The sequence below is a fragment of the Nonomuraea sp. NPDC059023 genome (assembly GCF_042740095.1).
Taxonomy (GTDB): Bacteria; Actinomycetota; Actinomycetes; order Streptosporangiales; family Streptosporangiaceae; genus Nonomuraea.
This window is the reverse complement of record NZ_JBHYIO010000060.1, coordinates 43603-52805: the sequence shown is the minus strand read 5'-3', so window position 1 is coordinate 52805 and position 9203 is coordinate 43603. Positions and strand designations below refer to the sequence as shown.

The following is a 9203-nucleotide window of genomic DNA, read 5'->3' as shown; positions in this document are numbered from 1 at the left end:
CGGTGACCCCGGCGGTGGCCGACGTCGCCCGCCGGCTGCACGCCACGCCGTACATGACGCTCCTTGCCGCCTTCCTCGTGGAACTGCGCCGCGGCGGCGCCCCGGACGACCTCCTGGTGGGCGTGCCCATGGCGGCCCGGCGGCTGGAAGAGCTGGAGGGAGCCGCCGGGATGCTGGCCAACACGGTGGCGCTGCGCTGCGACCTGAGCGGTGCCCCCTCCTTCGCCGACGTGGTGGGCCGGGTGCGCCGCGCCGTACTGGAAGCCCACGCCCACCAGGAGCTGCCCCTGGCCGAGGTGGTCCGCGACCTGGGGGCCATGCCGGGCGCGGCCAGGAATCCCCTGTACCGGACGATGTTCGGCATGGACGGCGTCTCCCCGGGACACCGGATGCACAACGGCGCCGCGAAACTCGACCTCACGGTCATGATCGCCCCGGAGCCGGACGCCGCCGGGTGGGCGATGTCCTGGGAGTACGCCACCCAGGTCCTCGACCGGGCGACGGTGACGGCCATGGCCGCCAGGTACGCCGACCTCGTCGCCGCCGCCTGTCATGATCCCCACCGGCGCATCGACGACCTCGCCTCTGTCACGCCACGCCCCACCTCGCCGCCATCCCCGCCCGGTGCCGTGCCGTCCGGCCGCTTCACCTCCCCGATGTCCCCGCCGCGTGCCGGCCCGTCCGGTCCGCCTGCCCCGCTGGAGCCGGTCATCGCGGAGGTCTACGCCCAGGTGCTCGGCATCGCCGCCGGCAGGGATGACGACTTCTTCGAGCTCGGCGGCCACTCGCTGCTGGCACTCCAGGCGGCCGACGCCGTGGCGGCGCGGCTCGGGCGTCCGGTGCCCGCCCGACTGGTCATGGCACACCCGACCGTGGCGGCGCTGGCCCGCGCGCTGAGTGCCCCACCGGTGCGCGCGCCCGTTCGCCGGGACGGCCCGGTCGTCCTGGTCACCGGCGCCACCGGGCTGGTGGGGCAGGCCGTCACCGCGGAACTGCGGCGACGCGGCCTGGCCGTACGCGCCTTCTCGCGGCCGTCCTCGCGCCCGCGTGCCCTGCGGATCGCCGACGAGGTGGCCGAAGGGGACCTGGCCGACCCGGCGAGCCTGGCCGAGGCGGCGGACGGGGCGGTCGCGCTCGTGCACGCCGCGAGCACCTTCACCGAACCCGACGTCGACCTCGCGGCCATGGAAATGCTGGCGGCAGGACGAGATGGCCGCCCGTTCGTCTTCATCAGCAGCGCCGACGTGTACGGCCGGCCGCCCGGCCCCCACGCCGTCACCGAGGACCACCCCTTTCCAAGAGACCTGACCGAGTACGCGCGAGCCAAGGCGGCGTGCGAAGACCTGTTGGCCGCCACCGGCCCCGGTCACGCGGCGCTGCGGCCGCCGTTCGTCTGGGCGCCGGACCCGTACTGCATATGGCAGTTACGCCAGACCGCCGGAGCACCGGTGGAGGACGCGATCAGGTCCGGCCGCCCGCTGGTCCTGCCGCCCGCGCGGCGCGGGCACGCCTGGGTGGACGCCCGCGACCTGGCCTGGCTCGTGGCCGAGTGCCTGCGGCGACCGCCCGACGGACCGGTCAACGCCGTCGGCGGGCACTTCGGCTGGCGAACGCTGGCCATGGAACTGCTTCGGCTGCGCGGGCAGCGGATCGCGATCGAAGAGGGTGAGCCGGCCGGCCTGTACGCGACGCACCGGCGGTTCAGCGGCGCGCTCGCCGCCAGGCGCTGGGGATTCGCCCCACGCCGCCGGTGGGCGCGCACCCTGGCCGCGGCCGCCCGTGCGGAGGTCGCCGGCTCATGACCACGACGGTGTTGTTCTGCTTCAAGGGCCGCCATGGGCTGGGCCACACCCGGCGCACGCTGCTGATCGCCGAGGCGCTGGCGCGGCTCGCCCCGGACGTGCGCGTGGTGCTGATGAGCCAGGGGCGGCCCGTCGACCTGCTGCGCCGCTCGCCGCTGCCCGCGGTGAACCTGCCGGTGCTGGAGCGGCTGCCCAACGACGCGATGGAGGCCGCCTACCTGGACCTGCTGCGCGCGCTCGGCACCCGGCTGGCGCCGTCGCTGCTGGTCGAGGACACCTATCCCGATCCGCGCCACCTGTTTCTCGCGCCCTTCCGCGATGTCCCCAAGGCACTGGTGATGAGCGGCATGACCAGGGGCGCCTACCTCGAACGCCTGCGTCAGGACGGCCTGCTGCGCCACTACGACAGGATCCTCGTCGCCCGGGAGGAGGCCGCCGTTCTGCGGTCGGCGGAGTTGACCCCCGCGACCCGGACGATGCTCGGCCACTCCGGCCGCGTCCGCTTCCACGGCCCGGTCTTCGCCCTTCCGGACGCCACGGACGTCGCGGCGGCCGCCGCCCGGTTCTCCCCGGACACGCTGCCGCTGGTCGTGGTGAGCGCGGGCGCGGGCGGTGACGTGACCACCCAGGCGTACCCCGAGCGGCTGTTCTCCTCGATGACCGAGGTGGCCGCGCGGCTGCGGGCGGAGCGCGTGCCGACGCGCGTGGTGCTGGTGGCCGGGCCGTACTATCGCGGTTCGACACCCCCGGAGCTGCCGAACGTGACGTTCGTGCCGTTCGTCCCGGAACTGCCGGCGCTGCTGCACGCGGCGCGGGTGGCCGTGATCCGGCCGGGCAGCAACGTCCTGCGCGAGACCCTGTCGGGACCGGCCGCGACCGTCCTGGTGCCGAACTTCTCCTGGGCCGAGGACCAGAAGGCCACCGCCGAACTGGTGGCGGCGTCGCTTCCCCACGTCGGCCTGGCCGCCTGCGACGACGTGGCCACGCTGTACGAGCTGACCAGGGCGGGACTGGCCGCAGCGGCACGCCCGCCCTGGTCGGAGGCGGTACGACCGGAGCCGGAGCACATCGCCGAAGGACTGCTGGAACTCCTGGAGCCACCGCCGCCAGGACCGGACGCCTTCGTCATCGTCAGCGGCGCCGGCACCCCCGACCGGCGCGCGATCGCCGACGAAGAACTGCCCGGCGTGCCGCATGCCCACGACGATCCGCGGGTGCTCCTGCTCGACCGGGTCCCGCCGGTGCACGCGTCACCGGCGTCGCTGTACGAGCGGGGTGTGCGGCTCGTGCTGACGCCACAGGGCGAGGCCCACGACCCGCGCCACGGCGTGAACTACGACCCCGGCTACGGGTTCGACGTTCCCGTCTGGCGGAACGCGTATCGGTTGCCCGAATACGGGCTAGCCGGCGCCGACGTCCATCATGTGCGCGCCTCGGCCGGAAACCCCGGCGCCTTCGGCTACCGGCTGGCCCGCGCCCGCCGCCACACCGCCCTGCCCGCGATCTGGCTCGACCTCGACGACGTGCCGACCGCCGCGCTGCCCGGTCACCTTCGCGCCGTCGCCGCCGGGGGAGCACGTCTCGCGAGCGTGACCGAGTTGCTGGCCCATCACGTAACCGCCCAGTTGATGTGAGGTGCCCATGGCATCAGCCGAAATTATCGTCGCGCAGGTCAACGTCCGCAGCGCCGGCACGTCGTGGGAGGACGTCGCCGATCGCGTCGTGACCCTGCTCGACAGCGGGGTGGTGAGCGTCGTCGACTTCGCCGGCGGCGAGGAGCCGGCCGTGATCCGCGCGATCGGCCTCCCGGCCGCGGGAGCGCACGATGGCGCGTGAGGCGAGGCTGCTCCACGACCTCGTGGGCGCCGACCCCGGCCGCGTCGCCGTCCGGGCAGGCACGCGCACGCTGACCTACGCCGAGCTGGCCGACGCGGCAAACGGCCTGGCCGGACGCCTCGTGCGGGCCGGCGCCGAACCGGACGCGGTCGCCGGCATCCGCCTGCCGCGCGGGCTCGGCCTGCCCGTGGCGGTGCTCGCCGTGCTGCGTTCCGGCATGGCCTACCTGCCGCTGACCCCATGGCACCCGGCCGCGCCGCAGGAGGCGCTGCTGGCTCGCGCGTCGGCCCGCTTCCTGGTCACGGCGTCGGGGCACGCGCTGGACACCGCCGTTCCCGTCGTGCCGGTCGACGATCCCGAACCCGCCGCCCCTGAATCTCCGGTACGGCCCGGCGTGCTGGTCGACGTGCCCGAACCCGCTGCCGTCCCTGAGTCTCCGGTACGGCCCGGCAACCTGGCCTATGTGTTGCCCACCTCCGGCACGACCGGGCAGCCCAAGCTGGTGGCCGTTCCGCACGAGGCGGCGGCCAACACGCTCACCCAGGTGGCCGCCGCCTGGGCGCTCGGACCCGGGGACGTGGCGCTCCAGTTGGCCGACATCGGGTACAGCGCCGCCGTACGCGACATCCTCGGACCGCTGACCAGCGGCGCCACGCTGGAACTGGTGGAGAGCCGGGGCGCGCAGGCCGTGCAGGCCGTCGCGCGGCGGCTGGCCGAGGGCACGGTCACCTGCCTGCTGTCGTGCCTGCCACAGGTGCTGTCGGCTCTCCTCGACCTGGACACGCCCCCGGGAGACCTGCGCCTTGTGGTGATCATCAGCGAGACGCTGCCCGCCGAACTCGTGGATCGGGTCCGTCGCCGGTGGGGGCGGCAGGTGCGCTTCGTCCACCAGTACGGGCTCACCGAGTGCGCGATGACCTCACTGATGGGCGACGTCCCCGAGGATCCGGGTGAACGCGTGCCCGTCGGGTGGCCGATCGCCAACACCCGGGCGCTGCTGCTGGACGAGGATCTGCGTCCGGTGCCGCCCGGGACGCCGGGGGAGTTGTACATCGGCGGCGCCGGCCTGGCTCGCGGCTACCACGGTGACCCCGCGCTCACCGCCGAACGCTTCGTCCCCGATCCGTTCACGCCAGGCGCCCGCCTGTATCGAACGGGGGACCTGGCCTCAAGACACGCCGACGGGGCCATCGAGTGCCACGGCAGGACCGACCGCCAACTCAAGGTCCGCGGCCACCGGGTGGAGCTCGACGAGATCGAACTGGCCCTGCGCACCCACCCGGACGTGCGGGCGGCAGCCGTACAGGCGCACGAACAGAACGGGGAACCGGTCCTGGTGGGGTACGTCGTGCCCCGCGCCGCCGTACCACCGGACTCGGGAAGCCTGACCGCGCACCTGGCGCGGACACTGCCCGAGCCGCTGACGGCCCTCCGGTACGTGATGCTCGCCGGCCTGCCCGCCCTGCCCAACGGCAAGATCGACCGCAGGGCGCTACCCCAGCTCCCGGCCGCGCCCGGCCTCGCCGAGCCGTCCAACGAGGTGAGCGACGTGGAGCGCGCGGTGACCGAGACCTGGCGGCAGGTGCTCGGCGTCCCGGCGCTGGGCCGCGAGGACGACGTCTTCACCGCCGGCGCCCACAGCATGCACGTCGTCCGCGTCACCGCGCGGCTGCGCCGCCGGGTGGCGGCCGAGCTGCGCGTGGAGGAGGTGTTCGAGCACCGCACCATCGCCGCGCTGACGGCCTGGCTCGAGAGCGCGGCGCGCCCACCAGCCGCTTCCGCGCTTCCCCCGGGTCCGGCCACGGTTCGGCAGGTGTCTCCGGCGCAGCGCAGCCTGTGGTTCCTGGACCGGCTGCGTCCCGGCGGCAGCGCCTACACGATCGCCTTCGCCCTGGACTTCGACGAACCGATCGACGTCGCGAGGCTGCGCACGGCCGTGGAACGGGTGGTCGCCCGCCATGACGCCCTGCGCACCGGCTTCGCCGACGAGGACGGACACCCGCGGGCGTTCGTCCGTTCCGGCCCCGCCTTCGAGTTCGCCGTCGCCGACGTGGCGGAGCCGGCCTGGGCCGGGCGTCCCACCGACCTCGCCGCCGATCCCCTGCTCCGCATCGCCGTACGGCCGGACGGCGGCAGAGCCTGGTTCGCCATGCACCACATCGTCACCGACGACGCGTCGGTGGGCGTTTTCCTCCGCGACCTCACGACCGCCTACGCCGGACGGTCGCTTCCCGCCGCTCCTGCGTACGGCGACGCCGAACCTGCCGTGCCGTCACCGGCGTGGGTAGCGCGGTTGCGTGCCGTGCCGGACACCCTGCGGCTCCCGGTCACCCGCCCCCAGGTGCAGACCGACCAAGGCGGCGTCGTCTGGCGCACCCTGCCGGACCGGCTCGTCGCCGCGATGACCGCGTTGGCGGACACGACCCGGGCCACGCCGTTCATGGTGGCGCTGGCCGCGTGGTCGGTGCTGATGTGGCGCTCGAGTGGGCAGGAGTCCATGCTGATCGGCACCATCGGCGCCGGCCGTACCCGATCAGAACACGACGACGCGGTCGGGTTGTTCGCCAATCTCCTGCCCGTGCCCCTCCACATCGATCCGGACGAGCCTTTCTCGATGTTCCTCGGCCGGGTCCGGACCGACGTGCTGGACACGCTCGACCAGGCGGAGGTGCCCTTCGGCTCGCTGGTCGAGATCCTCGCGCCGGAGCGTGGCACGGCGCACGCTCCGCTGGTCCAGGTGGCCTGCGACTGGGTGGAGGAGCCGCCGGAGTCGTGGACGTTCGGCGGCGTGCGGGCGCGGCTGCGTGACATCGAGCCGGAGGCGGCGAAGTTCGACCTGTGGCTGTCGCTGCGCCAACGCGGCGGCACGGTGCGCGCCCGTCTCGAATACCGCGGCGACCTGATCGATCCCGCCACCGCCGACCGGCTCGCCGACCGCCTGGAGACGGTCCTCCAGGCCGCCGTCGACCGGCCGGACCTGCCCGTGCACGAGCTGCCCGTCATGCCCGCCGGGGAGTACCGCCAGGCCGTGTCCGGCGGCGACGACACGCACGCCGAGCGGCCCGAGGGCACCGTGCTGGACCTGCTTCACGACCACGAGGGCACCGCGCTCCGCTGCGGCGATCGGGAGCTGTCCCACGCGCGGCTGCGCGCCGCCTCCGACGCCGTGGCGGCTCGTCTCGCCGCACGCGGAGCGGGGCCGGGCATGGTCGTGGCCGTCTGCCTGCCCAGGACGTCCGACCTGGTCGTCGCCCTGCTGGGCGTGCTCAAGTCCGGCGCCGGCTACCTGCCGCTGGATCCCGCCTACCCGCTGCCCCGGCTGAACGCCATGCTCGCCCTCGCGCAGCCGTCCATCCTGCTGACCGACGGCACGACCGGCCGCGCCGTGACCGTCCCGCCCGGCACGACCGTGGTGGACCTGCGCGCGCCCGCGACGAGCACGTCGAAGCCGGTGCGCCCGCACCCGGACGATCTCGCCTACCTGCTGTTCACCTCCGGCTCGACCGGTGTGCCGAAGGGCGTCGCGATCACCCATCGCGGCCTGCTCAACCTCGTGACCTGGGGGCGCCGCGCCTTCTCCGGCGCGGAACTGGCCACCGTGGCCGCCTGCACTTCCGTGTGCTTCGACCTGTCGGTGTTCGAGATCTTCACGCCGCTGTCGGCGGGCGGCACGGTGGAACTCCTCGACGACGTGCTCGCCCTGCGCCACAGCCCGGCCGCGGACCGGATCACGCTGCTCAACACCGTGCCGAGCGCGCTGAGGGCACTGCTCGACGACCCGCCTGCGCTGCCCGCGCTCCTGCGGGTGAACGTCGCCGGCGAACCGCTGCGCGCGAGCCTCGTCGAACACGTTGCCCAGACGTTGCCCGGCCGCCGCGTCACCAACCTCTACGGGCCCACCGAGACCACCACGTACTCCACCGCCGCTGACTGCCTCCCCCACGAGCCCGTCACCATCGGCCATCCGATCGCCAACACCCGGATCCTGCTCCTCGACCGGCACCTGCACCCGGTGCCGCCGGGAACACCGGGGGAGTTGTACATCGGCGGCGCCGGCCTGGCTCGCGGCTACCACGGTGATCCGGCGCTCACCGCCGAACGCTTCGTCCCCGATCCGTTCACGCCGGGCGCCCGCCTGTACCGCACCGGCGACCTGGCTTCACGGCGCGCCGACGGCTCGATCGAGTACCACGGCCGGACCGACCGCCAGCTCAAGATCCGCGGCCACCGCATCGAGCCCGGAGAGGTGGAGGCGGCCCTTCACACCCATCCAGCGGTACGGCAGGCCGTCGCCGGACCCCGGCCGGACCCGTCGGGTGGGCCACGGCTGCTCGCCTGGGTCGTGCCGGACGGCGAGGTCACGGCCGCCGAACTCCGCGACCACCTCGGCACCAGGCTGCCCGGTTACCTCGTCCCGTCGGTGATCACCCTCATCGACACGGTGCCCCACCTCCCCAACGGCAAGATCGACTGGCCGGCGCTACCTGACCCCGCGCCCGGGACCGACCGGAATCCCGCGATGACCGCGGCGGAGAAGGCGGTGGCCAAGCTCTGGCGGGACCTGCTCGACGTCCCGATCACGGCGGACACCCACTTCTTCGCGGCCGGCGGCCACAGCATCGCCGCGACCCGCCTCATCTCCCGCGTGAACGCGACATTCGGCACATTCCTCCCGGTGAGCAGCCTGTTCGACACCCCGGTTCTCCGCCAATTCGCGGCAGCCGTGGAAGAGGCGATTCTTCGTGACATCATCGAGCAGCGCGGGAACGAAGGGATGGCATGAGCCCGATGCGCGTGGAGATCGACAGCCGCCACGGCGGCCGATGGGTGTCACTGGTCGGGCCGGACGGAAAAGAATGGCTCTGGCGACGACCCGGCACGGCCCGCGACGACGTCGCACCCGGCGACCCGTTCGTCGACGCCGGCGGCCTCGAGGAGTGCTATCCCACGATCGGCGGTGTGCCCGATCACGGGCAGGTGTGGTCGCGCGCCTGGCAGGAGGACGGCCACACGATGCGCGTCACCGGCCCCGGCTTCGAGCTCCGCCGCGACGTCACCGTCGAGACCGGGCGGCTGACCGCCGCCTATCGGCTCCAGGGCGATCCGGGACACCGGTTCATCTGGGCCGCCCACGCCCTCCTGGAGCTCTCCGACCGTGCCCGGGTCGAACTGCCCGAGGGCATCCCCATGATCGTCGACCTGCCGGACCGATCGGAATCCTGCGGCTGGCCGTACCTCGGCGACATCGACGTGAGCCGGTTCGGCCCCGACGACGGCTCCGTGATGGGCGTGCGCATCCCGGACGTCACCACCACCGAAGTGGTGGACGGCGGCAGTCGGCTGACGATGACGCTCGACGTGCAGGACCAGCCCTTCGGCCTCATGCTGTGGCGCAACCTGGGCGGCTGGCCCGACTCCGGCCCCTACCGCTCGACCGGCGTCGAGCCCATGATCGGGCACCGGGCCACACTGGCGAACGCCGGCCCCGGACAGGCCGGCGTCGTGCCGGACTCCGGTGAAGTGACATGGACACTGCGCATGAGCGCGACCTAGAGAGGACCCCGC

General features: G+C 73.8%; 5 protein-coding genes. All 5 read left to right on the top strand.

The features are described 5' to 3' along the window. Positions 1-1802, top strand: a 1802-nt coding sequence (locus ACFWYW_RS54000) for a condensation domain-containing protein (RefSeq protein WP_379641374.1), incomplete at its 5' end; no start/stop codon positions are given. Beyond that, on the top strand, positions 1799-3436 hold the full coding sequence (locus ACFWYW_RS53995) for a hypothetical protein (protein WP_379625503.1): 1638 nt from the start codon (positions 1799-1801) through the stop codon (positions 3434-3436). The genes ACFWYW_RS54000 and ACFWYW_RS53995, both read left to right, overlap by 4 nt. 7 nt (positions 3437-3443) lie before the next feature. After that, positions 3444-3638: a hypothetical protein gene (locus ACFWYW_RS53990; RefSeq protein ID WP_379625501.1), complete on the top strand. Its 195-nt coding sequence runs from the start codon at positions 3444-3446 to the stop codon at positions 3636-3638. Then, complete coding sequence (locus ACFWYW_RS53985; RefSeq protein ID WP_379625499.1) at positions 3628-8421, top strand: amino acid adenylation domain-containing protein; 4794 nt, start codon at positions 3628-3630, stop codon at positions 8419-8421. The genes ACFWYW_RS53990 and ACFWYW_RS53985 overlap by 11 nt, the downstream gene beginning before the upstream one ends. Further along, positions 8418-9191, top strand: a complete 774-nt coding sequence (locus tag ACFWYW_RS53980) for a hypothetical protein (RefSeq protein ID WP_379625497.1) — start codon at positions 8418-8420, stop codon at positions 9189-9191. Before ACFWYW_RS53985 ends, ACFWYW_RS53980 begins: the two co-directional genes overlap by 4 nt. Positions 9192-9203 lie beyond the last annotated feature (12 nt).

Bases quoted from the DNA above. Each gene is read 5' to 3' on its own strand.
- ACFWYW_RS53995 (WP_379625503.1), top strand. From the start codon at position 1,799: ATGACCACGACGGTGTTGTTCTGCTTCAAGGGCCGCCATGGGCTGGGC.
- ACFWYW_RS53985 (WP_379625499.1), top strand. From the start codon at position 3,628: ATGGCGCGTGAGGCGAGGCTGCTCCACGACCTCGTGGGCGCCGACCCC.
- ACFWYW_RS53980 (WP_379625497.1), top strand. From the start codon at position 8,418: ATGAGCCCGATGCGCGTGGAGATCGACAGCCGCCACGGCGGCCGATGG.
- ACFWYW_RS53990 (WP_379625501.1), top strand. From the start codon at position 3,444: ATGGCATCAGCCGAAATTATCGTCGCGCAGGTCAACGTCCGCAGCGCC.